Origin of the sequence: Pantoea sp. EA-12, from assembly GCF_030053355.1 — a bacterium.
GTDB lineage: Bacteria > Pseudomonadota > Gammaproteobacteria > Enterobacterales > Enterobacteriaceae > Pantoea > Pantoea vagans_C.
The window spans coordinates 138758-161486 of sequence record NZ_JASGBY010000003.1; the positions used below are offsets into that span (position 1 = coordinate 138758).

Annotated in this window: 16 protein-coding genes and 1 riboswitch; of the genes, 13 read left to right on the forward strand and 3 right to left on the reverse strand. The window is 55.2% G+C overall.

Annotated elements, in window-relative coordinates:
- The first annotated feature begins 731 nt into the window (after positions 1-731).
- The 5 genes from leuL (at position 732) to leuD (ending at position 5582) form a co-directional block, all read left to right on the forward strand.
- Positions 732-815 carry a leu operon leader peptide gene (gene leuL, locus QMZ30_RS25860; RefSeq protein ID WP_153011429.1) on the forward strand — a complete coding sequence of 28 codons (84 nt, stop codon included), beginning with the start codon at positions 732-734 and terminating at the stop codon, positions 813-815.
- A gap of 90 nt (positions 816-905) precedes the next feature.
- Positions 906-2468 (forward strand): 2-isopropylmalate synthase, encoded by a 1563-nt coding sequence (gene leuA / locus QMZ30_RS05910; RefSeq protein WP_058971194.1) that lies wholly within the window; start codon positions 906-908, stop codon positions 2466-2468.
- Between the two features lie 2 nt (positions 2469-2470).
- Positions 2471-3562 carry a 3-isopropylmalate dehydrogenase gene (gene leuB / locus QMZ30_RS05915; protein ID WP_283226695.1) on the forward strand — a complete coding sequence of 364 codons (1092 nt, stop codon included), beginning with the start codon at positions 2471-2473 and terminating at the stop codon, positions 3560-3562.
- Between the two features lie 4 nt (positions 3563-3566).
- Positions 3567-4973, forward strand: coding sequence for a 3-isopropylmalate dehydratase large subunit (leuC, locus tag QMZ30_RS05920; RefSeq protein ID WP_283226696.1), 1407 nt, complete (start codon positions 3567-3569; stop codon positions 4971-4973).
- A 3-nt stretch (positions 4974-4976) separates the two neighbouring features.
- Positions 4977-5582: a 3-isopropylmalate dehydratase small subunit gene (gene leuD / locus QMZ30_RS05925; protein ID WP_039329368.1), complete on the forward strand. Its 606-nt coding sequence runs from the start codon at positions 4977-4979 to the stop codon at positions 5580-5582.
- Between the two features lie 73 nt (positions 5583-5655).
- Here the strand turns inward: leuD and QMZ30_RS05930 are convergent, their stop codons facing one another.
- Positions 5656-6837 (reverse strand): MFS transporter, encoded by a 1182-nt coding sequence (locus QMZ30_RS05930; protein WP_283226697.1) that lies wholly within the window; start codon positions 6835-6837, stop codon positions 5656-5658.
- A gap of 254 nt (positions 6838-7091) precedes the next feature.
- Between QMZ30_RS05930 and sgrR the strand changes: the two genes are divergently transcribed.
- The 4 genes from sgrR to thiQ all read left to right on the forward strand — a co-directional run bounded on the left by sgrR (position 7092) and on the right by thiQ (position 12187).
- Positions 7092-8753: an HTH-type transcriptional regulator SgrR gene (gene sgrR, locus QMZ30_RS05935; protein WP_283226698.1), complete on the forward strand. Its 1662-nt coding sequence runs from the start codon at positions 7092-7094 to the stop codon at positions 8751-8753.
- 35 nt (positions 8754-8788) lie between these two features.
- Positions 8789-8881: riboswitch (TPP riboswitch) on the forward strand.
- 48 nt (positions 8882-8929) lie between these two features.
- Positions 8930-9916 carry a thiamine ABC transporter substrate binding subunit gene (gene thiB, locus QMZ30_RS05940; protein WP_283226699.1) on the forward strand — a complete coding sequence of 329 codons (987 nt, stop codon included), beginning with the start codon at positions 8930-8932 and terminating at the stop codon, positions 9914-9916.
- Complete coding sequence (thiP, locus tag QMZ30_RS05945) at positions 9916-11502, forward strand: thiamine/thiamine pyrophosphate ABC transporter permease ThiP (protein WP_283226700.1); 1587 nt, start codon at positions 9916-9918, stop codon at positions 11500-11502. The genes thiB and thiP overlap by 1 nt, the downstream gene beginning before the upstream one ends.
- Positions 11486-12187, forward strand: a complete 702-nt coding sequence (gene thiQ / locus QMZ30_RS05950) for a thiamine ABC transporter ATP-binding protein ThiQ (protein ID WP_283226701.1) — start codon at positions 11486-11488, stop codon at positions 12185-12187. Before thiP ends, thiQ begins: the two co-directional genes overlap by 17 nt.
- Here the strand turns inward: thiQ and QMZ30_RS05955 are convergent.
- Positions 12184-12948, reverse strand: a complete 765-nt coding sequence (locus QMZ30_RS05955) for a DedA family protein (RefSeq protein ID WP_283226702.1) — start codon at positions 12946-12948, stop codon at positions 12184-12186. The genes thiQ and QMZ30_RS05955 overlap by 4 nt on opposite strands.
- Before the next feature lie 153 nt (positions 12949-13101).
- Between QMZ30_RS05955 and polB the strand changes: the two genes are divergently transcribed.
- From polB to rluA, 3 genes are all read left to right on the forward strand, one after another.
- Positions 13102-15462, forward strand: a complete 2361-nt coding sequence (gene polB, locus QMZ30_RS05960; RefSeq protein WP_283226703.1) for a DNA polymerase II — start codon at positions 13102-13104, stop codon at positions 15460-15462.
- A 152-nt stretch (positions 15463-15614) separates the two neighbouring features.
- Positions 15615-18521 carry an RNA polymerase-associated protein RapA gene (rapA, locus tag QMZ30_RS05965; RefSeq protein WP_283226704.1) on the forward strand — a complete coding sequence of 969 codons (2907 nt, stop codon included), beginning with the start codon at positions 15615-15617 and terminating at the stop codon, positions 18519-18521.
- Positions 18522-18541: 20 nt separating this feature from the next.
- Positions 18542-19201, forward strand: coding sequence for a bifunctional tRNA pseudouridine(32) synthase/23S rRNA pseudouridine(746) synthase RluA (gene rluA, locus QMZ30_RS05970; protein ID WP_283226705.1), 660 nt, complete (start codon positions 18542-18544; stop codon positions 19199-19201).
- A gap of 145 nt (positions 19202-19346) precedes the next feature.
- Here rluA and djlA read toward each other — a convergent pair whose 3' ends face one another.
- Positions 19347-20159: a co-chaperone DjlA gene (djlA, locus tag QMZ30_RS05975; RefSeq protein WP_039329384.1), complete on the reverse strand. Its 813-nt coding sequence runs from the start codon at positions 20157-20159 to the stop codon at positions 19347-19349.
- Between the two features lie 181 nt (positions 20160-20340).
- On the opposite strand from djlA, the gene lptD reads away from it, so the two are divergent.
- Positions 20341-22719, forward strand: coding sequence for an LPS assembly protein LptD (gene lptD / locus QMZ30_RS05980; RefSeq protein ID WP_283226706.1), 2379 nt, complete (start codon positions 20341-20343; stop codon positions 22717-22719).
- The last annotated feature ends 10 nt before the right edge of the window (positions 22720-22729 follow it).

Consider the following 22729-nt stretch of genomic DNA (forward strand, 5'->3'; position numbering starts at 1 on the left):
ACGGCTTTTTGGGATGCGACCCGTAGGGCTGAAGCTAAATGGCCTTGCAGCTGCGTTATTCATCACGTATTTGGGCCCACCAAACCTCGTGATTCATGCCTTGCCGCAAGGCCATTTAACATCCAGCGGCATCCACGAATAATGGCGGGACGCAGCCTGAATTCTTTTAAGAGTAGGTCGATTACCATAACCGTAGAAAACCCGCCCTGCAAACGTCAGGACGCCACGGCGAGCTTAATCCGGCAGAAAAGGCACTGACGCGTGATAATTGCTCGCGAGGATTAAACTAATCGGACTGCACAACCACAGAGGAATATGCTGGTTTGGCGATTATTTGCAGCGTGTTCTAAGAAATATGATTTTCATATTGCCTGACCGCTCAGTCCACAATTTCCTTAGAGAATTACTTTCTGGCGTGATTAACTTTGAAATACTGTATTCGCATGACATTGTGCTATGCAATGCGCTGAACGCTCTGTATAACACCACATCCACCACCAAGAAAAACAATTAAAATTCAACACCTTAAAATTAATTGGCTTTTTTAAAAGATTTTTTAGGATGATTAACCCCTTCAGGCAGCAGCTAATTAACGCCAATGCTCTGCACAGCCAGATATTCACAGCAGATCGCCCTTAGCCACCTTAAGAAATACCCTTTCACTTAGGGTTGACTTCCCGCCGCAATCCCAGTATCAATATGGGCAACACAAAATTTACGAGGTTTGAATCATGTCCCGTTCTTTCCGTCTACTCGGTCTACTACTAAACGCATTCAGTTTGCGCGGTAGACTTGTGGGCGGAATCAATCACTGATTCGAACCTGAAGAAGTTTAAGAAACCCGCGCCGATGCGCGGGTTTTTTTATGCTCGCAACGGCGAAGTTAAAGCAAAAGGAAGATGACCATGAGCCAGCAAGTTATTATTTTCGATACCACTCTGCGTGACGGCGAACAAGCATTACAGGCCAGCCTGAGTGTTAAAGAAAAACTGCAGATCGCCTTGGCACTGGAACGTATGGGCGTGGATGTAATGGAAGTCGGTTTCCCTATTTCCTCACCTGGCGATTTCGAATCGGTACAGACCATCGCCCGCTCGGTGAAAAACAGCCGTGTTGCCGCTTTGGCGCGTTGCGTCGATAAAGATATCGATGCCGCTTACGAAGCACTGCGCGTTGCAGAGGCATTTCGTATCCACACCTTCCTCGCCACTTCGCCGATGCATATCGCCACCAAATTGCGCAGCACCCTGCCCGAGGTGATTGAGCGCGCGGTAGCCTCTATTAAACGTGCCCGTAACTATACCGACGACGTAGAGTTCTCTTGTGAAGATGGTGGACGCACGCCGATCGACGATTTGTGCCGCGTGGTCGAAGCCGCTATCAACGCAGGCGCCACCACCATCAACATTCCGGATACCGTTGGCTACACCTTGCCGCATGAATACGCCAACATCTTCAGCCAACTGCGCGAACGTGTACCGAATATCGATAAAGCGATTTTGTCGGTTCACACCCACGATGACTTAGGTATGGCCACCGGCAATGCGGTTGCCGCAGTATTGGCCGGTGCTCGCCAGGTTGAAGGCACGATCAACGGTTTAGGTGAGCGCGCCGGCAACTGTGCGTTGGAAGAAGTGATCATGACGATTAAAACCCGCCAGCAGATCATGAACCTGCATACCAATATCCATCATCAGGAAATCTACCGCACCAGCCAGTTGATCAGCCAGATCTGCAACATGCCGATTCCGGCCAACAAAGCCATCGTCGGCACCGGTGCTTTCGCCCACTCTTCTGGCATCCACCAGGATGGCGTGTTGAAGAACCGCGAGAACTACGAAATTCTGACGCCAGAGTCTATTGGCCTGCACAAAATCCAGCTGAACCTGACCTCTCGTTCAGGCCGCGCGGCGGTAAAACATCGCATGGAAGAGATGGGCTACAAGGATTCCGACTACAACGTGGATGCTTTGTACGATGCCTTCCTGAAGCTGGCGGACAAAAAAGGTCAGGTATTCGATTACGACCTGGAAGCCTTGGCCTTCATTAATAAGCAGAACGAAGAGCCTGAATATTTCCAGTTGAAAGAGTTCAACGTGCAGACCGGTTCGAGCGTCACGGCTACCGCCTCTGTCCAACTGGGCTGTGGTGAAGAGACCAAAGCGGATGCGGCGACCGGTAACGGTCCAGTTGATGCGGTTTATCAAGCCATCAACCGTATTACCGGCTTTGAAGCTGAACTGGTGAATTACAAGTTAACGGCGAAAGGTCACGGCGAAAATGCCCTGGGCCAGGTCGATATCGTCGTTAATTACAACGGTCGTAAATTCCATGGCGTAGGTCTGGCGACCGATATCGTCGAATCTTCTGCTAAAGCGATGGTGAATGCCCTGAACAACATCTGGCGTGCCAAGCAGGTAGAAAAAGAATTGCAGCGTAAATTTAAAGATCAGAAGGAAACGGTGTAACTATGACTCAGTCTTACCATATTGCGGTAATGCCCGGCGACGGAATCGGCCCGGAAGTAATGGCGCAGGCCATGAAAGTGCTCGATGCGATTCGCGCGCGTTTCGACATGCGCATCACCACCAGCGAATATGACGTGGGCGGTATCGCCATCGATCGTCACGGTGAACCTCTGCCACCGGCCACCGTTGCGGGCGCTGAGCAGGCCGACGCGATTCTGTTCGGTTCAGTGGGTGGACCAAAATGGGAACACCTGCCACCAGCCGGTCAGCCTGAGCGCGGTGCACTGCTGCCGTTGCGTAAGCACTTCAAGCTGTTCAGCAACCTGCGCCCTGCTGCCCTGTACAGAGGTCTGGAAGCGTTTTGCCCACTGCGCAGCGACATCGCAGCACGCGGTTTCGACATTCTGTGCGTGCGCGAATTAACTGGCGGTATCTACTTCGGTCAGCCAAAAGGTCGTGAAGGCAGCGGCCCACACGAGCGTGCTTTCGATACTGAGGTGTATCACCGCTTTGAGATTGAACGTATCGCCCGCAACGCCTTTGAAGCTGCACGTAAGCGCCGTAACAAAGTGACTTCCGTTGATAAAGCCAACGTGTTGCAGACCTCCGTGATGTGGCGTGAAATCGTCAACGAAGTGGCAAAAGATTACCCGGATGTGCAGTTGAGCCATATGTACATCGACAATGCCACCATGCAGCTGATTAAAGATCCATCACAGTTTGACGTGCTGCTCTGTTCTAACCTGTTCGGTGACATTCTGTCAGATGAGTGCGCGATGATTACCGGCTCAATGGGCATGCTGCCTTCTGCCAGCATGAACGAAGAGAGTTTTGGTTTGTACGAGCCAGCAGGCGGCTCTGCGCCAGATATCGCCGGCCAGAATATCGCTAACCCGATTGCCCAGATTCTCTCACTCTCTATGCTGTTGCGTTATAGCCTGAACGCGGATGATGCAGCGAACAGCATCGAGCGTGCGGTGAGCCGTGCGCTGGAAGCGGGCCACCGCACCCGCGATTTGGCCGGCAACGGCCCAGCCGTGAGCACAGATGAGATGGGCAGCATCATTGCCGGTTTCATCGCTGAGGAAAAATAATAAAATGAAAAGCTTATACCAGAAGTTATTTGATGCACATGTCGTCCACGAAGCACCTAACGAAACCCCGTTACTGTACATCGATCGCCATCTGATCCATGAAGTGACGTCACCGCAGGCCTTTGATGGCCTGCGCGCACACGGCCGCAAAGTGCGCCAGCCGTCAAAGACGTTCGCCACCATGGATCACAACGTTTCAACCCAGACCAAAGACATCAATGCGTCGGGTGAGATGGCGCGTATTCAGATGCAAGAGCTGATCAAGAACTGTGCTGAGTTCGGCATCCAGCTGTATGACCTGAATCACCCGTTCCAGGGCATCGTGCACGTGATTGGGCCTGAACAAGGCATGACACTGCCAGGCATGACCATTGTCTGCGGTGACTCCCATACCGCCACGCATGGCGCATTCGGTTCACTGGCCTTCGGCATCGGGACCTCTGAAGTGGAGCACGTCTTCGCCACTCAGACCCTGAAGCAGGGTCGTGCCAAAACCATGAAGATTGAAGTTCAGGGCGAAGCTGCCACGGGCATCACCGCAAAAGACATTGTGTTGGCGATTATCGGTAAAACCGGCAGCGCCGGCGGTACCGGTCATGTGGTGGAATTCTGTGGCCCGGCGATTGAAGCGCTGAGCATGGAAGGCCGTATGACGCTGTGTAATATGGCGATTGAAATGGGCGCGAAAGCCGGCCTGGTCGCGCCAGACGACACCACCTTCGCGTATCTGAAAGACAAGCAGTTCGCGCCGAAAGGCGAGCAGTGGGAACAAGCCGTGGCTTACTGGCGTACCCTGAAGTCCGACAGCGATGCCAAATTCGATACCATTGTCACCCTGAATGCGGCCGATATCGCACCACAGGTGACCTGGGGCACCAACCCAGGCCAGGTGATGGCGGTGGATCAGGCTATCCCGAATCCACAGTCCTTCGCCGATCCGGTTGAGCGCGCCTCTGCCGAAAAAGCGCTGGCTTATATGGATTTGCAGCCAGGCATCAAACTGACCGACGTAGCCATCGACAAAGTGTTTATCGGTTCCTGCACCAACTCACGTATTGAAGATCTGCGTGCTGCTGCCGCTATCGCCAAAGGCCGTAAAGTGGCACCAGGTGTTGTCGCGATGGTGGTACCGGGTTCCGGTCCAGTCAAGGCGCAAGCCGAAGCGGAAGGTCTGGATAAAATCTTCCTGGAGGCGGGTTTTGAATGGCGTCTGCCGGGTTGCTCCATGTGTCTGGCGATGAACAACGACCGCCTGAACCCTGGCGAGCGTTGCGCATCCACCAGCAACCGTAACTTTGAAGGTCGTCAGGGCCGCGGCGGCCGTACTCACTTGGTGAGCCCGGCGATGGCTGCAGCTGCGGCGGTAACCGGTCGTTTTGCCGACATTCGTGAATTGACTCAGGGAGCTTAAGCCATGGCGAATAAATTTACTCAGCACACCGGGATTGTGGCCCCACTGGATGCCGCCAACGTCGACACCGATGCCATCATCCCGAAGCAGTTCTTGCAGAAAGTGACCCGCACCGGATTCGGCGCGCATCTGTTCCACGACTGGCGCTTCGAAGATGACGCAGGCACCGTGCCCACCGCCAGCTTCGTGTTGAACAAACCGGAGTTTAAAGGCACCAGCATTCTGTTGGCGCGTGAAAACTTCGGCTGTGGCTCATCCCGTGAGCACGCTCCTTGGGCACTGACCGATTTCGGTTTCCATGTGGTGATCGCGCCAAGCTTCGCGGATATTTTCTACGGCAACAGCTTCAACAACCAGTTGCTGCCAGTGAAATTAAGCGATGAAGAAGTTGATGAGATGTTCAAACTGGTTGCCGCGCAGCCGGGTGTGACTTTCACGGTGGACCTGGAAGCGCAGACGGTGACGGCGGGTGATAAGACCTATAGCTTTGAAATCGACAGCTTCCGTCGCCACTGCATGATCAACGGCCTCGACAGCATTGGCCTGACGCTGCAACACGAAGCGTCCATCGCCAACTACGAGACCAGCCAGCCCGCGTTTTTACGTTGATATAAACAGGTGCGCATCAATGCGCACCCTACGTATAATGTGCCCTGAGGTCGCCATTCATGGCGACCTTTATTTATTGTGCATCCCGCACGCGCGACGCCAGTCCCAACGCGACTATCGCCATTACCAACGCCAGCCAGTACACCGATTCATGTCCGAAGCGCTCACTGAGCGTGCCCTGGATCAATCCCGCAATGATGAGACCGGTCGAAATGGACGTGGTGAACATTGTGGTAGCCGCACCGGCGCGTCCCGGCATCAAATCCTGGAACCACAGCATGCCAATCCCCGCCACAATGCCGATAAACGCGGCATTAAACAGTTGCAGCACCATCAACGCCGTGCGCGAATGGAACAGCACCAAACCGAGATAAAACAGAATGGCCGCCACCAGCGCCAACAGCACCAGCTTGCGTTTGCCAAACCGTTTTGCGTAGTGACCGGCCAATAGCATGATAGGGATCTCTAGCCCAGCCGCGGTTCCCATCAACAGACCCGCCAGCTTTTCCGGCAGGCCCAGCGTGGCGCTGATATACAGCGGCATATCGATGATATACATGGTGTTACACGCCCACATTACCACCGATGCGATGAATAGCATGCGTACCTGGCTGTCTTTCCACGGGCTGAGCTGGGTCAGCACTTGCTCAGGTGTGGCTGCCACACGCGGCACCGATGGCAGCGTGCGCCAGATCAGCAGCAAACTCAGCAGGAAAATCGCGGCTGCCACGCAAAACAGCGTCACGAAGCCGTAGTTAAGCGCCAGCGCAAACGACAGCGGCGGACCAATCACCCACGCCAGCGAGAGCTGCGCACGCATCACCGAACTGAACATCACCACTTCACGTGCCGACTGATCGGCATACTCACGTGCCAAGGCAAAGATCTGCGGAATCGCCACACTGGCCAGCCCTGACAGCAATACCCCCACGCTGATCAACGTCAGATAGTGACGATTGAAGGCAAACAATAAAGAATTGAGCACCGCCATCAGACAGCAAAACAGGATCAGATTTCGGCGGTCACCCCGGCTGTCCGAGCGTTTCGCCATCAACAGGCTAATCACAATCCCGGCTATGGCGTTGATGGTAAAAAACAATCCCACCCAAAACGGTCGCACCTGCACTTCACGCGTCAGAAACAGACTGAGCGTGGGTGCCTGTAAGGCCCCTGCCACACCCGTCATAAAGGACACAGCCATAAAAGAGAGATAAACCGGATTGAGACGGCGCTGGCGCGTTAACAGCGATTTCATGCAGAAATCCCTTTGAGGAGAATCGGACAACAGAAAAGAGGGTAGAAGATTCCACAGCAAAACGAAAAAAGCCAGCAGAGAAAACGCTGCTGGCGGTGAAAATGCACCCTACTCAGAAAGAGGTTCTACGTCGGCAGAACCGCTGGCAGAGCGCCATTCATTGCTGAATGCCTCCCGCTCTTCCATTGTTGGGCAGTATGCCTCTAATATGGGGCAGGAAAAACTGAGCGATTATGAGAAGGAGTTCCCCTTTTATGTCCTCTGCGCGACTGCAACAGCAGTTCATCCGCCTGTGGCAAAGCTGCCAGGGCCAGGATCAGGAAACCACACTAAGCGAGCTGGCCGATCTTTTACACTGTTCACGACGCCATATGCGTAACCTGCTCAATGCCATGCAGGCAGCTGGTTGGCTGATCTGGCAGGCGGAGGCGGGACGCGGTAAACGCTCCACTTTAAGTTTCAATTACACCGGTTTGGCACTCCAGCAGCAGCGCGCCGAGGATCTGCTGGAGCAGGACCGCATCGAGCAGTTGGTGCAACTGGTGGGTGACAAGGACCAGGTGCGCCAGATGATTGCCGCCCACCTTGGGCGCAGTTTCCGTCAGGGGAAACACATCCTGCGCGTGCTCTACTACCGCCCATTGCCCAATCTGCTGCCCGGCTCGCCGCTGCGTCGCTCTGAAACCCATCTGGCGCGACAAATTTTCAATGGCCTGACGCGAGTAAATGAGGAAAAGGGGGAAGTCGAACCGGATATCGCCCATCACTGGCAGCAGACCTCACCGCTGCACTGGCGGTTCTTTTTGCGCCCGGCGATTCGCTTTCATCATGGTCGTGAACTGGAGATGGAAGACATCATTGCCTCGCTGGACCGCGTGCGCACTCAGCCGCTGTTTTCCCACATAGAGAAATTGCACTCCCCCGCGCCCTGGACGCTGGATATCCACCTGAGCCAACCCGACGATTGGTTGCCCTGGCTGCTGGCCAGCGTCAGTGCCATGATCCTGCCGCGCGAATGGCCCACGCTGCGCCATTTTTCACGCCAACCCATCGGCACCGGACCCTACAGCGTGGTGCGTAATCAGCAGACACAGCTGAAAATCGCCGCCTGGGATGACTATTTTGGCTATCGCGCCTTAATCGATGATGTGTCTATTTGGGTATTGCCTGAGATCAGTGATGAACTGGTGTACGCCGGGGTGAAACTGCAGGGTGAAACCGCGGATGAGAAGTCCGAAGAGAGCCGGCTTGAAGAAGGCTGCTACTTTCTGCTGTACGATCAGCGGTCCGAACGTGGGCGCGATGCCCATTTTCGCCGCTGGGTCAGCTATCTGTTCAATCCCATCGCCCTGCTGAACCATGCGGGAGTGGGCTATCAGCGCTATTGGTTTCCAGCGTACGGTTTACTGCCGCGCTGGCACCATCGTCGCGACCTGACGCCTGCCACAAAACCTGAAGGGTTAACGCAACTGACACTGAGCTGGTACAGCCATCATGTCGAACATGAGGGCATCGCGAATGCGCTACGTCCGCTACTGGCGGAACAAGGTGTTGAGCTGATTACCCAAGAACTCAGCTATGAAGCGTGGTTCGAGGGTGCGGGTGAAAGCGACATCTGGCTGGGCAGCGTCAATTTTACGTTACCACTGGACTACGCCCTGTTTGCCCAACTGTACGAGCTGCCGCTGATGCATCACTGTGTGCCCATTGACTGGCAAGCCGATGCTGAACAGTGGCGACAGAAAACGTTGCCGCTGGCCGAATGGAGCAAACATCTGGTTAACAATGACTTCATCCATCCGCTGTTTCACCACTGGTTACTGCTCGAAGGTCAACGCAGTATGCGTGGGGTGCGCCTGAACACGCTCGGCTGGTTTGACTTTAAATCGGCCTGGTTTGCGCCGCCGGAGTTGTGAGGCTTTCACGCTGTCACAGAAGTGTCTAAACTAGGCCGTTCTCAACGGGGTGCCCTTTTCGGGCTGAGATAAACCCGTCGAACCTGATCCGGTTAATACCGGCGTAGGGATTTGAGATGTCCATTAACTCAGATCCTTTGCGACTCGAACTTATTATTCTCCTCAAGGAGCGCAAAGTGTTAAACAAAGTCCTGCCTCTGGTCCTGCTGGTTGCTGCCCCGGCTTTCGCCGCCAAACCGGTACTCACCGTGTATACCTATGATTCCTTCTCTGCGGACTGGGGCCCTGGCCCGGCGGTTAAAAAAGCCTTTGAAGCTGAATGTGGCTGCGAGCTGAAATATGTCGCCCTGGAAGATGGTGTGTCACTGCTCAACCGCGTGCGCATGGAAGGCAAAAACAGCAAAGCTGATGTGGTGCTGGGTCTCGACAATAATCTGGTGCAGGCCGCAGAGAAAACTGGCCTGTTCGCCAAGAGTGCCGTGGACACCAGCAAACTCCAGTTACCGGATGCCTGGCACAACGACACCTTCATTCCGTTTGACTACGGCTACTTCGCGTTCGTTTACGATAAGAACAAGCTGAAGAACCCGCCGAAAAGCCTGAAAGAGCTGGTGGAAAGCCCTGAGAAGTGGCGCGTTATTTATGAAGATCCGCGCACCAGCACGCCAGGCCTCGGTTTACTGCTGTGGATGCAGAAAGTGTACGGCGATCAAGCACCTGAAGCCTGGCAGAAGCTGGCGAAAAAGACCGTTACGGTCACCAAAGGCTGGAGTGAAGCCTACGGCTTGTTCCTGAAAGGAGAAAGCGATCTGGTGCTGAGTTACACCACCTCTCCGGCTTACCACATCATCGAAGAGAAAAAAGAGAACTACGCGGCCGCCTCCTTCAGCGAAGGGCATTATTTGCAGGTGGAAGTCGCAGCCCAACTCGCCAGCAGCAAGCAACCGAAACTGGCACAGCAATTTATGCAGTTTATGGTCTCTCCGGCTTTCCAGCAGACCATTCCTACCGGCAACTGGATGTATCCAGTGATTAAAAGCGATTTGCCAGCGGGTTATCAGTCATTGTCCAAACCGGCGACGGCGCTGCAATTCACACCGGCGCAAGTTGCCGATCATCGCGCCGATTGGATCAGCGCATGGCAACGCGCCGTTAGCCAATAATGCCCGGTTGGCTGATCCCTGGCACAGCCATCGCACTGTTACTCTGTGCGGTGGCGCTGCTGGCCTTTGGCGCGCTGGTGACGGCCGCGCCAGTGACAGACTGGCGCGCCCTGCTGACTGACCGTTATCTGCATCATGTGCTGGCGTTCTCCTTTGAACAGGCACTGCTGTCGGCTCTGTTCTCCGTGCTGCCCGCCATTTTGCTTGCGCGGGCGCTCTATCGCCGCCGCTTCCCCGGACGGACGCTGCTGCTGCGCCTGTGCGCCATGACACTGGTGCTGCCGGTGCTGGTCGCGGTGTTCGGGTTGCTCAGCGTCTACGGTCGCAGCGGCTGGCTGGCCCAACTCTGTGCTCTGTTGGGCTTTGATTACCGCTTCTCACCTTATGGTTTGCAGGGCATTCTGCTGGCGCATGTGTTCTTCAATCTGCCTTTGGCCACGCGCATGCTACTGCAGGCGCTGGAGAATATTCCCGGTGAACAGCGCCAGCTGGCCGCACAACTTGGTCTGCGTGGCTGGAACCAGTTTCGCCTGCTGGAGTGGCCGTGGTTGCGCCGCCAAATTCTGCCCACCGCCGCGCTGATCTTTATGCTGTGCTTTGCCAGTTTCGCGACGGTGCTGGCGTTGGGTGGCGGCCCGCAAGCCACCACGCTGGAGTTGGCGATCTATCAGGCGCTGAGTTTCGATTACGATCCCAGCCGTGCGGCGCTGCTGGCACTGCTCCAGCTCGGCTGCTGCTTACTGTTGGTGCTGCTAAGCCAGCGCTTCAGCAAAGCCATCCCTATGGGCAGCCAGAACATTCGCGGTTGGCGCGACCCGCAGGATTCCTGGCAGGCACGCATCAGCGATACCTTGCTGATTGCCCTTGCGCTGTTGCTGTTACTGCCGCCCCTGGCTGCAGTGGTCGTTGATGGCTTACGCGGTGGCGTGGCGGGTGCATTACAACAACCTGCGCTGTGGCAGGCGACCTTGACGTCACTGCGCATCGCGCTCGGTGCCGGGCTGTTGTGCGTGATACTGACCATGATGCTGCTGTGGAGCAGCCGTGAATTACGCCAGCGCCAACGGAAGGTGGCGGCTCAGGCGATGGAACTGAGCGGTATGCTGATTCTGGCGATGCCCGGCATCGTGCTGGCCAGTGGATTCTTCCTGCTGTTCAACGCCACGGTTGGTTTGCCACAGCGGGCCGACGGGCTGGTGATATTCACCAATGCGTTGATCGCCATCCCCTATGCCATGAAAGTGCTGGAAAACCCGATGCGCGATATCAATATGCGTTACAGCCAGCTCTGTGCGTCGCTGGGCATTGCCGGATTTAATCGCCTGAAAATGATTGAACTGCGCGCGCTGAAGCGCCCATTGGCCCAGGCGCTGGCATTTGCCTGCGTGCTCTCCATCGGCGATTTCGGTGTGGTCGCGCTGTTTGGCAGCGCCGATTTCCGCACCCTGCCGTTCTATCTGTTCCAGCAGATTGGGGCCTATCGCGGTGAGGATGGTGCCGTCACGGCACTGCTGCTGTTATTGCTGTGCCTGTTACTCTTTACTCTGATGGAAAAATTGCCGGGTCGCCATGCTGACACTGAATAACCTCACCTACCTGTATCAACACTTGCCGATGCGCTTTCGTTTCGAGGCGCAGGCAGGTGAGCGCCTGGCAATCCTCGGCCCGAGCGGCGCGGGTAAAAGCACCTTACTGAGTCTGCTGGGCGGCTTCCTGCCCGTCAGCCAGGGAACCTTGATCATGAATGGCGTAGATCACACGCGCAGCGTCCCCTCGGCGCGACCGGTATCGATGCTGTTCCAGGAGAACAACCTGTTCCCGCACCTCACGGTGCAGCAGAATCTGGGATTGGGTTTACACCCCGGCCTGAAACTCACGCCGCAACAGCAGCAACAGATCGCCGCCATTGCCGAACAAACCGGTTTGCAAAGCCTGCTGACGCGTTTACCCGATCAGCTGTCGGGCGGTCAGCGTCAACGCGTCGCGCTGGGGCGCTGCCTGCTGCGCAATCAGCCAATCTTACTGCTGGATGAGCCTTTTTCCGCGCTCGATCCGGCACTGCGCGGTGAGATGCTGCAACTGGTGCGCTCGGTGTGTGAGAGCCGCAACATTACGTTGCTGATGGTGTCGCACAGTCTGGAAGATGCGCAACAGATTGCTCCACGCAGCCTGGTGGTAGTGGATGGCCGAATTTACTGGGATGGCAGCACAGAAAGTTTGATCAACGGTGAAAGTGAAGCGGCCGCCATCCTTGGCGTGAGAAAGCCTTAAGCGAAGAACACCTTCCACAGTAACTGACGGAAGATCGGCATCATCGGGTGGTATTGAATGGCAATAAATGCCGCCACGCCGATGGCTGCCGCCAGCGGGGCCAGCCAACGCAAACGGGCGAGCGGCAGATATTTGGTCGCCCAATCGATCGTTTTGCCACTGCGATACCAACGCCACAGCAGCCAGCAACCCAGCCACACTAATACCGCAACCAGCAACAGCAGCCACTTAAAGTTACCGCCTTGCGCAGCCTGCGGCACATCAATCGCCACGCCGGCCAAAATACCCGGCATCAGATAGGCGGGCGGCCAGAGAATACAGCCGATCAGGTTAGGCGGCAGGAACTTGCGTACCGGCAGCTCCAGCATGCCCGCCGCCAGGGGAATCAGTGGTCGGGTCGGACCGACAAAGCGCCCCACCAGGATGGTGAACATGCTGTGTTCGTGCAGAGCATGCTCGGTTTTATCCAGCAAACCTTTATACTTTTTCAGATATTTCCAACGATGCAGCGGCCCCTGAAACTTCCAGCCGATACCGTAGGATACCCAATCGCCGATAAGACAACCGGCAAAACCAGCCGCCCAGGCGGGATAAAGGCCAATCTGTCCGCTGCCGACCAGCGCCCCAAGGCTGGCCATCAATACGGTGCCTGGTAACAGCAATCCCACGAACGCCAGCGACTCCAGAAAAGTGACCAGTGCCACGGCAAAGAGGGCGAACTCCAGCGATTGCGTAAACAGGTGTTGAATCCAGGCTTCCATAACTATCCTCTGCGGAATATAGAGGCTGGATTGTCCGGAGCCAGCGCCACAGCGTCAAGCCAAGATTTGTACGTCAATATTGACAATTCAGCCAACAACACACTGTATAAACATCCATGATATACTCAATGTAATTCATTCTCTGGAGTTCATGTGACCGATCCGCGCGCAGGTTTTCTACTCACCCGACACTGGCGAGACACGCCAACGGGCAGCGAAGTGGTGCTGTGGCTGGCCACCGACCTAGGGCCGCAACGCCTGGTGCTGCCCGCGCAGGAGTCCGTGGCGTTTATTCCGGAAGAGTTTCGCAGCCAAACCGAAGCGCTGATCGCGGATGAGCGTCACACGCGTCTGCAAGCACTGACCCTAAAAGATTTTCGTCGCCGTCCGGTATTTGGTCTCTATTGCCGCAGCAACCGCCAGCTGCAAAATCTGGAAAAGCGCCTGCGCGAAAATGGCATCTCCGTCTATGAAGCGGATATTCGGCCGCCTGAACGCTATTTAATGGAGCGTTTTATTACTGCGCCCGTGTGGTTCAGCGGTGACGTTCGCGGCGACAGCGTGGTCAATGCGCGCCTGAAACCGCATCCTGATTATCGTCCACAGCTGAAATGGGTGTCGCTGGACATTGAAACCACCGAGCACGGTGAACTCTACTGTATCGGACTTGAAGGCTGTGGTCAGCGCCAGGTTTACATGCTCGGCCCGCCAAACGGCGATTCCAGCGCGCTGGATTTCGACCTGATCTATGTGGACAGTCGCCCCCAGTTGCTGGAGCAGCTCAATGCCTGGTTTGCGCGTCACGACCCGGACGTAATTATTGGCTGGAGTGTGGTGCAGTTTGACCTACGCGTACTGCAAAAACATGCCGACCGTTATGGCATTCCGCTGCGTTTAGGCCGACAAAATCAAGCGCTGGAGTGGCGCGAGCACGGTTTCAAACCGGGTGTGTTTTTCGCCCAGGCCCAAGGGCGGCTGGTGATCGATGGCATTGAAGCGCTTAAATCAGCGTTTTGGGATTTCCCCTCATTCAGCCTCGAAGCGGTGTCACGTCAATTGCTCGGTGAAGGCAAAGCCATCGATAACCCCTGGCAGCGCATGGAAGAGATCAACTGGCGTTTTGCCCATGACAAACCGGCGTTGGCGAAGTACAACCTGAAAGACTGCGAGCTGGTGACGCGCATCTTTCAGCACACTGCCATCATGCCGTTCCTGTTGGAACGCGCCACCGTTAATGGCTTGGCGGTGGATCGCCACGGGGGCTCGGTGGCCGCGTTCGGTCACCTCTATATTCCGCGCATGCATCGCGCCGGGTTTGTCGCACCTAATCTCGGTGAAGTGGCCCCCGAAGCCAGCCCAGGCGGCTACGTAATGGATTCTCGCCCCGGCCTGTATGATTCGGTACTGGTGCTGGATTACAAAAGCCTCTATCCCTCGATTATTCGCACGTTCCTGATCGATCCTGTGGGTCTGGTTGAAGGGCTGGCACATCCGGATGATGCCGATTCGGTGCCCGGCTTCCGCCATGCACGCTTCTCGCGCCATACACACTGCTTACCGGCGATTGTGCAGCAGATTTGGCAAGGGCGTGAAGCCGCGAAGCGCGAGGGTAACCAACCTTTGTCGCAGGCATTAAAGATCATCATGAACGCCTTTTATGGCGTGCTCGGCACCAGCGCCTGCCGCTTCTTTGATCCTCGCCTGGCGTCATCGATCACCCTGCGCGGGCACGCCATCATGCAGCAAACGCGTCAACTGATTGAAGCCGAAGGTTTTGATGTGATTTACGGCGACACTGATTCGACCTTTGTCTGGCTAAAGAACGCGCACAGCGAAGCGGATGCTGCGGCAATTGGCCGTCGCCTGGCAGAACAGGTCAACAGCTGGTGGCAGCAGCATCTGCAGCAAACCTACGGGCTGGAGAGTGCACTGGAGCTGGAATACGAAACCCATTTCAGCCGCTTCCTGATGCCGACCATTCGCGGGGCCGAGCAAGGTAGCAAAAAGCGTTACGCCGGGATGATTCGTACCGACGGCACGGAACGATTGGTGTTCAAAGGGTTGGAATCCGTGCGCACCGACTGGACGCCGCTCGCACAGCAGTTCCAGCAAAATTTGTATGGTCGCATTTTCCGTGGCGAGCCCTGGCAAGAGTATATCCGTGAAACGGTAGCCCAGTTGCTGGCGGGCGAACTGGATGATCAGTTGGTCTACAAAAAGCGGCTGCGCCGGGCGTTAAAAGATTATGAAAAAAATGTGCCACCCCATGTGCGCGCAGCACGTATTGCCGATGAGCAAAATCGGAAACTACATCGTCCGCTGCAGTATCAAAATGGCGGCTCCATTCGCTATGTGATGGCGACAGCTGGCCCGGAACCGCTGGAAGCACGCAGCACGCCCTTAGACTACGATCACTACGTCACCAAGCAGTTACAACCGGTGGCGGAGGGCATTTTACCCTTTGTTGGCGATGACTTTGCTACACTCATTACTGGGCAGTTGGGGCTTTTTTGACAGGTGACGAATGCCTTGCCATCCAGTACCATAGCGCCCTTCCTGATTCTCACCGCAGATACAATCTGACCAAACTCTCGTTTGGCGGCGATGTATTGCCTGAGTACAGGTGAACTTCTTTATGGCATGTCAGAGAGTCGAGCTAAAAATATATGGTTTTTACACTGGGTCAACGCTGGATTAGTGATACAGAAAGTGAACTGGGACTGGGAACGGTTGTGGCGATTGATACGCGCATGATCACCATGATGTTTCCGGCAACCGGCGAAAACCGCCTGTATGCCCGCAATGATGCGCCCGTCACGCGTGTGATTTTTAATCCGGGTGACACCATCACCAACCACGAAGGTTGGCAGATGAGCGTCGATGAAGTCCGTAACGATAACGAATTAATGACTTACATCGGCACACGTCTCGATACCGCAGAAAGCGGCGTGGTGATGCGTGAAGTGATGCTGGATAGCAAACTGATATTCAGCAAACCTCAGGACCGTCTGTTTGCCGGTCAGCTCGACCGCATGGACCGTTTTGCGCTGCGTTTCCGCGCGCGTAAATACCAGAGTGAGCAGTATCGCTTGCCGATCAGCGGCTTACGCGGGATGCGCACCAATCTGATCCCCCATCAGCTGCACATCGCCCATGATGTGGGTCGCCGTCATGCCCCTCGCGTTTTACTGGCCGATGAAGTGGGCTTGGGTAAAACCATCGAAGCCGGGATGATCATTCAGCAGCAGTTGCTGGCTGGCCGCGCTGAACGTGTGCTAATCGTGGTGCCGGAAACCTTACAGCATCAGTGGCTGGTTGAGATGTTACGCCGCTTCAACCTGCGTTTTGCGCTGTTTGATGATGACCGTTACACCGAAGCGCAACACGACAGTGACAACGCCTTCGAAACCGAGCAGCTGATTATCTGCTCACTGGACTTCGTGCGTCGTAATAAACAGCGTCTCGAATTACTGGCCGATGCCGAATGGGATCTGCTGGTGGTTGATGAAGCCCACCACCTCGCCTGGAGCGAAGATGCACCCAGCCGCGAATACCAGGTAATTGAGCAGTTAGCGGAGAAAACCCCAGGCGTGCTGTTGCTGACCGCCACACCAGAACAGCTGGGCCTGGAGAGTCACTTCGCACGTTTGCGCCTGCTGGATCCTAATCGCTTCCACGACTTCAGCCAGTTTGTGGCTGAGCAGCAGAACTATCGCCCGGTGGCAGATGCCGTCAGCTCGCTGCTGGCCGACCATGCGATCAGCAAAGAAGAGATGAACCTGATCAACGACCTGATCGGCGAGCAAGATATTGAGCCGCTGCTGCAGGTCGCCAATAGCGATCGCGACGGCAAAGAGGACGCGCGCAAAGAGCTGGTTTCCATGCTGATGGATCGTCACGGCACCAGCCGCGTCCTGTTCCGTAACACGCGTAATGGCGTGAAGGGCTTCCCAAAACGCGAACTGCATCAGATCCGTTTGCCGCTGCCCGCGCAGTATCAAACCGCGATCAAGGTCTCTGGCATCATGGGAACGCGTAAAAGTGCTGAAGAGCGTGCGCGCGACATGCTGTATCCAGAGAAGATTTACCAGGAATTTGAAGGTGATAGTGGCACCTGGTGGAACTTCGATCCTCGCGTTGAATGGTTGATGGGCTATCTGACCAGCAACCGTAAAGAGAAAGTGCTGGTGATCTGCGCCCAGGCCGCCACTGCACTGCAGCTTGAGCAAGTGTTGCGTGAGCGCGAAGGCATCCGTGCCGCGGTGTTCCACGAAGGGTTATCGATTCTGGAACGCGACCGCGCTGCGGCTTTCTTCGCTTCTGAAGAAGAAGGTGCACAGGTGCTGCTGTGCTCAGAAATCGGATCGGAAGGTCGTAACTTCCAGTTCGCCAGTCGCCTGGTGATGTTTGACCTGCCATTCAACCCGGATTTGCTGGAACAGCGTATTGGTCGTCTCGATCGTATCGGTCAGATGCGCGATATCCAGATTCTGGTGCCGTGGCTGGAAAAAACCGCCCAGGCGGTGCTGCTGCGTTGGTACAACGAAGGGCTGGATGCGTTTGAGCACACCTGCCCAACCGGCCGCACCATTTACGACAGCGAATACAGCAAACTGATTGAATTCCTCGCGGCACCAGAGAACCCGCAAGGTCTGGATGAGTTCATCACAGAAAGCCGCAAACAGCACGACGCGCTGAAAGCCCAGCTGGAACAAGGCCGTGACCGCTTGCTGGAGTTGAACTCAAACGGTGGTGAAGCGGCGCAAGTGCTGGCGAATGCGATTGGCGAGCAGGATAACGACACCGATTTGGTCAACTTCGCGCTGAATCTGTTTGATATCGTCGGTATCAATCAGGAAGACCGCAGCGACAGCTTAATCGTGCTGACCCCCTCCGATCACATGCTGGTGCCGGATTTCCCAGGCTTACCAGAAGACGGCTGCACGGTGACGTTCAACCGTAACCAGGCGCTGTCACGTGAAGATACCCAGTTTATCACCTGGGAACACCCGCTGATCCGCAACGGTCTCGACCTGATTCTGTCGGGCGATACCGGCAGCTGCGCGCTGTCGCTATTGAAAAACAAGGCGCTGCCAGTGGGCACGCTGCTGGTTGAGATGATTTACGTCGTGGAAGCCCAGGCACCGAAGAGCCTGCAGCTCACGCGCTTCCTGCCGCCGACACCGGTACGTTTGCTGATGGACCGTGCCGGTAACAACCTGGCAGGTAAAGTGGAGTTTGAAAGCTTCAACCGTCAGCTGAATGCCGTTAATCGCCACACCGGCAGCAAGCTGGTTAATGCAGTTCAGCAGGAAGTGCACGAGATTCTGACGCAGGCCGAGAAGATGATTGTGCCCGAAGCACAGGCATTGATCGCTGCCGCGAAAGTGGAAGCGGATGAGAAGCTGAGCGCCGAGTTGTCACGCCTGGAAGCGTTGAAAGCGGTTAACCCGAACATCCGTGATGATGAGGTTGAAGCGCTGGAAAGCAATCGCGAGCAGGTGCTGGATAGCCTGGGCGATGCGGGCTGGCGTCTGGATGCGCTGCGTCTGATCGTTGTGACGCACCAATAATCGCTTAGGGTCACTACGACATGTTGATGGAAGCCTACAATCCGCCGCTGGAACCCTGGTTACATATTCTGTATCAGGACGAGCATATTATGGTGGTGAACAAGCCAAGTGGCTTGTTGTCCGTGCCGGGCCGGCTTGAGGAGCATAAGGACAGCGTGATGACGCGCATCCAGCGTGATTTTCCTCAGGCGGAATCGGTACATCGACTGGATATGGCGACCAGCGGTGTGATCGTAGTGGCGCTGAATAAAGCCGCGGAGCGAGAGCTAAAGCGTCAGTTTCGTGAGCGGGAGCCTGCTAAGTACTATGTCGCCCGCATCTGGGGCCATCCTGCTGCAGAAGAGGGCTTGATCGATCTGCCCTTGATTTGTGACTGGCCAAATCGGCCGAAGCAGATGGTGTGCTTTGAGAACGGTAAAGCCGCGCAGACCGAGTATCAGGTGCTGGAGTATGAAGCAGGAAACAGTGCTCGCGTGCGGCTTAAGCCAATTACCGGGCGCTCGCATCAATTGCGCGTGCATTTGCTGGCACTGGGTCATCCGATTCTGGGCGATCGTTTTTATGCCCACGAAGAGGCATTAGCGATGGCCGAGCGCTTGCAGTTGCATGCGGAGTCCCTGACGATCACCCATCCAGCCTTCGGCAATAGTATGACGTTTAAACAGCCAGCGGATTTTTAACGGCTGCCCTCATCCCAGCTTTCTCCCGCAAGCGGGAGAAAGTGACGTACAGTGTGATTTGTCAGTCTGAAACTTTAATAGAAATTTGCTCGTTCAGTCCCCTCGCCCGCTTGCGGGAGAGGGCCTGGGTGAGGGGGAAAAAGCCCTACTTAAACCCCTTTTCCTTACGAATCAGATCATAAGCCGCCTGAATCTCCTGCGCTTTCTGCTTCGCCATCTCCATCATTTCCGGTGGCAATCCTTTCGCCACCAGCTTATCCGGATGGTGCTCGCTCATCAGTTTGCGGTAAGCCCGTTTGATGGTGGTGCTGTCGTCACTGCTCTTCACGCCGAGCACGCTACACGCATCCTCTAACGTTGGCCCACGTTTCGCCTGCTGATAGGCACCGCCGTAAGACGAACCACCGCCGCCGAACTGTTGCCCGCCTTCCATCATGCGCAAGAACTGATCGAACTGAGTGCGCGAAATACCCAGCTCTTCAGCGATCACATACAGCACCTGACGCTCGTTGGGATGCAGTGATCCATCGGCGAACGCTGCCTGAATCTGAATTTCCAGAAACATCCGAATCAGATCGAAACGGCCAAAACAGGCGCTACGCAGCTCACGCAATTTATTACGCAGCGGATAGTCGCTCTGCTTACCTTCGCGGAAGGCCCTTTGGGCAGCCACGCGCGCATCGCCATGCAGCTGCATACGATCCATAAATAAAGAAGCAATCTGAATATCAGCTTCGGTGACGCGCCCTTTTGACTTGGTCAAATGGCCCATCACTTGAAAAGTGGTACTGAAAAACAGAGTTTGTCGCGCCTGATTGTTGGCGAAATAACCCTGTCCTTTTACGCTGCGCACTTTGTCAAACATATGGCCAATGAGCAGACCCAGTACAATGCCCCAAAAGCCTGCCCCGGAAAGTAAGCCGAGAGCCAGACCAATAACTTTTCCCCAGTAGCGCATAAACTCCTCAATTCGCCATGCTTGCGGCTGAAAATTGCATTATCATACCTTTCATTTACTTCAGTGCCTAACAGCAACGCGATCAGACAAGGATTAACACTGGCACAACGCCGGGCAGTAAGTTAGTCTCTGAGCCGATTGTCGGCATGATGCCCGTTCTCATGGAAATCCCGAACCGCGTATGAAAAAACAGATACCTACCCTGCTGGCAACCATGATTGGTGCAGCGCTCTATAGTCAGCAGACGTTCGCCGACGACCTTATGTCGCAGTGTATGCTGGGCGTGCCGAGCTACAACCGTCCACTGGTCAGTGGCGATACCAATTCGTTGCCTGTCACCATTCACTCTGACTCGGCCAAGGGTAACTACCCGAATGACGCGGTTTTTACTGGCAATGTTGACGTGCAGCAGGGCAATAGCCGCTTACGCGCCGATGAGATGCAACTGCATCAGCGCCAACAGGATGGGCAAACCACGCCAGTACGTACAGTCGATGCGCTGGGTAATGTGCACTATGACGACAATCAGGTCATCCTGAAAGGTCCGAAAGCATGGTCCAATCTTAATACTAAAGACACCAACGTCTGGAACGGCGACTATCAGATGGTCGGCCGTCAGGGGCGTGGCGTCGCCGATCAGATGAAACTGCGCGGTGATAACCGCTATACCATTCTGGAAAACGGTAGCTTTACATCGTGCTTGCCGGGTTCCAACAGCTGGAGTGTGGTTGGCTCCGAAGTGATTCAGGACCGTCAGGAAGAAGTGGCGGAGATCTGGAACGCGCGCTTCAAACTCGGCAATGTCCCGGTATTCTATAGCCCGTATCTGCAGTTACCGATTGGCGATCGCCGTCGTTCTGGTTTCCTGATCCCCAACGCGAAGTACGGCAGTAACAATGGCTTCGAGTTCATGTTGCCGTACTACTGGAACATCGCGCCACAGGCAGATGCCACTATTACGCCGCATTACATGAGTAAACGTGGTCTGCAATTGCAGAACGAATTCCGCTATCTGACCGTGTTTGGTGCCGGTTTGATGGAACTGGACTATCTGCCTTCAGATAAGCAGTACGACAACGACAAAGCGGTGCGTGGTATCGCCGAGAATGACAACTCCGATCGCTGGTTGTTCTACTGGCAGCATGCAGGCGTCTATGAACAGCACTGGCGTTTCAATGCTAACTACACCAAGGTGAGCGATCCTTACTACTTCAACGATCTCGACTCGAAGTATTACAATTCTACCGATGGTTACGCGACGCAGAAATTTAGCTTTGGCTATGCCGATACCAACTGGGATGCGACGTTGTCGACCAAAGACTTCCAGGTCTTTGGCACCACGGATTCCACCAACGTGTATCGTGCGATGCCGCAGCTGGATCTCAACGCTTATCAAAACGATATTGGTCCGTTTGATGGCCGTATTTATGCACAAGCAGTGAAGTTCACCAACGTGAACAGCAAAATGCCTGAAGCGACCCGTCTTCACATTGAGCCAACCTTAAACCTGCCGCTGTCGAATGGCTGGGCAAGCCTGGATACCGAAGCCAAATTCCTTGCCACCCATTACCAGCAAGACAATATTGACCGCTATAACAACAACCAAATCTCGGGTATCGACAGCACTGGGAATCACTTAGATGATTCGGTCAACCGCACCATGCCACAATTCAAAGTGGATGGGCGTCTGGTATTCGATCGCAATATGGATTGGGAGCCGGGCTACACGCAAACCCTGGAGCCGCGTGTTCAGTATCTCTACATTCCGTATCGCAACCAGAGCAATATCTATCCGTACGACTCCACCCTGCTGCAAACCGACTACACCGGTCTGTTCCGCGATCGTACTTACAGTGGTCTGGACCGCATCGCTTCGGCTAACGAAGTCTCAACCGGTTTGACCACACGAATTTATGATAACGATCTGGTTGAACGTTTTAACGTTTCTGTAGGTCAAATCTACTCGTTTACTCCTTCTCGTACCGGCGTAAACCAGACAAGTGACGAAGATGATACCGGCAGCCTGGTGTGGGCTGGCGATACCTACTGGAAAATCAGCGATCGCTGGGGCGCGCGCGGCGGACTGCAATATGACACCCGCCTCGATAACATCGCTCAAGGCAACGCCATTCTGGAATACCGCCAGGATGCCGATCGTATGGTGCAGTTAAGCTACCGTTACAGCAGCCCGGAGTATGTTGCTCAGGCCCTGAACAACTCCAGCTTGCTGACTAACCCGATTTATAAAAACGGGATTTCACAAGTAGGTGCGACCGGGAGCTGGCCGATTGCCGATGCCTGGTCACTGGTGGGGGGCTATTACTACGATACCCGCAACAGTCGTCCAGCTGAGCAGCTTATCGGCCTGCAGTACAGCTCGTGCTGCTATGCCATTCGTCTGGGTTACGAGCGCAAGATCAACGGTTGGGAAAACAACGACAGTAAGTACGACAACCAAATCTCATTCAACATTGAGCTACGTGGTCTGAGTTCTAACTATGGCTTAGGCACCAATGAAATGCTGCGTCAGGGCATCATCCCTTACCAGCGCGCTTTCTGATGTTGTGATG

Excerpts from the sequence above, each read along its gene's own strand:
- djlA (WP_039329384.1), bottom strand. The coding sequence starts at position 20,159 with ATGCGCTACTGGGGAAAAGTTATTGGTCTGGCTCTCGGCTTACTTTCC.
- QMZ30_RS05930 (WP_283226697.1), bottom strand. The coding sequence starts at position 6,837 with ATGAAATCGCTGTTAACGCGCCAGCGCCGTCTCAATCCGGTTTATCTC.
- sgrR (WP_283226698.1), top strand. The coding sequence starts at position 7,092 with ATGTCCTCTGCGCGACTGCAACAGCAGTTCATCCGCCTGTGGCAAAGC.
- thiP (WP_283226700.1), top strand. The coding sequence starts at position 9,916 with ATGCCCGGTTGGCTGATCCCTGGCACAGCCATCGCACTGTTACTCTGT.
- leuL (WP_153011429.1), top strand. The coding sequence starts at position 732 with ATGTCCCGTTCTTTCCGTCTACTCGGTCTACTACTAAACGCATTCAGT.
- leuA (WP_058971194.1), top strand. The coding sequence starts at position 906 with ATGAGCCAGCAAGTTATTATTTTCGATACCACTCTGCGTGACGGCGAA.
- leuC (WP_283226696.1), top strand. The coding sequence starts at position 3,567 with ATGAAAAGCTTATACCAGAAGTTATTTGATGCACATGTCGTCCACGAA.
- lptD (WP_283226706.1), top strand. The coding sequence starts at position 20,341 with ATGAAAAAACAGATACCTACCCTGCTGGCAACCATGATTGGTGCAGCG.
- leuB (WP_283226695.1), top strand. The coding sequence starts at position 2,471 with ATGACTCAGTCTTACCATATTGCGGTAATGCCCGGCGACGGAATCGGC.
- leuD (WP_039329368.1), top strand. The coding sequence starts at position 4,977 with ATGGCGAATAAATTTACTCAGCACACCGGGATTGTGGCCCCACTGGAT.
- thiQ (WP_283226701.1), top strand. The coding sequence starts at position 11,486 with ATGCTGACACTGAATAACCTCACCTACCTGTATCAACACTTGCCGATG.
- rluA (WP_283226705.1), top strand. The coding sequence starts at position 18,542 with ATGTTGATGGAAGCCTACAATCCGCCGCTGGAACCCTGGTTACATATT.
- QMZ30_RS05955 (WP_283226702.1), bottom strand. The coding sequence starts at position 12,948 with ATGGAAGCCTGGATTCAACACCTGTTTACGCAATCGCTGGAGTTCGCC.
- rapA (WP_283226704.1), top strand. The coding sequence starts at position 15,615 with ATGGTTTTTACACTGGGTCAACGCTGGATTAGTGATACAGAAAGTGAA.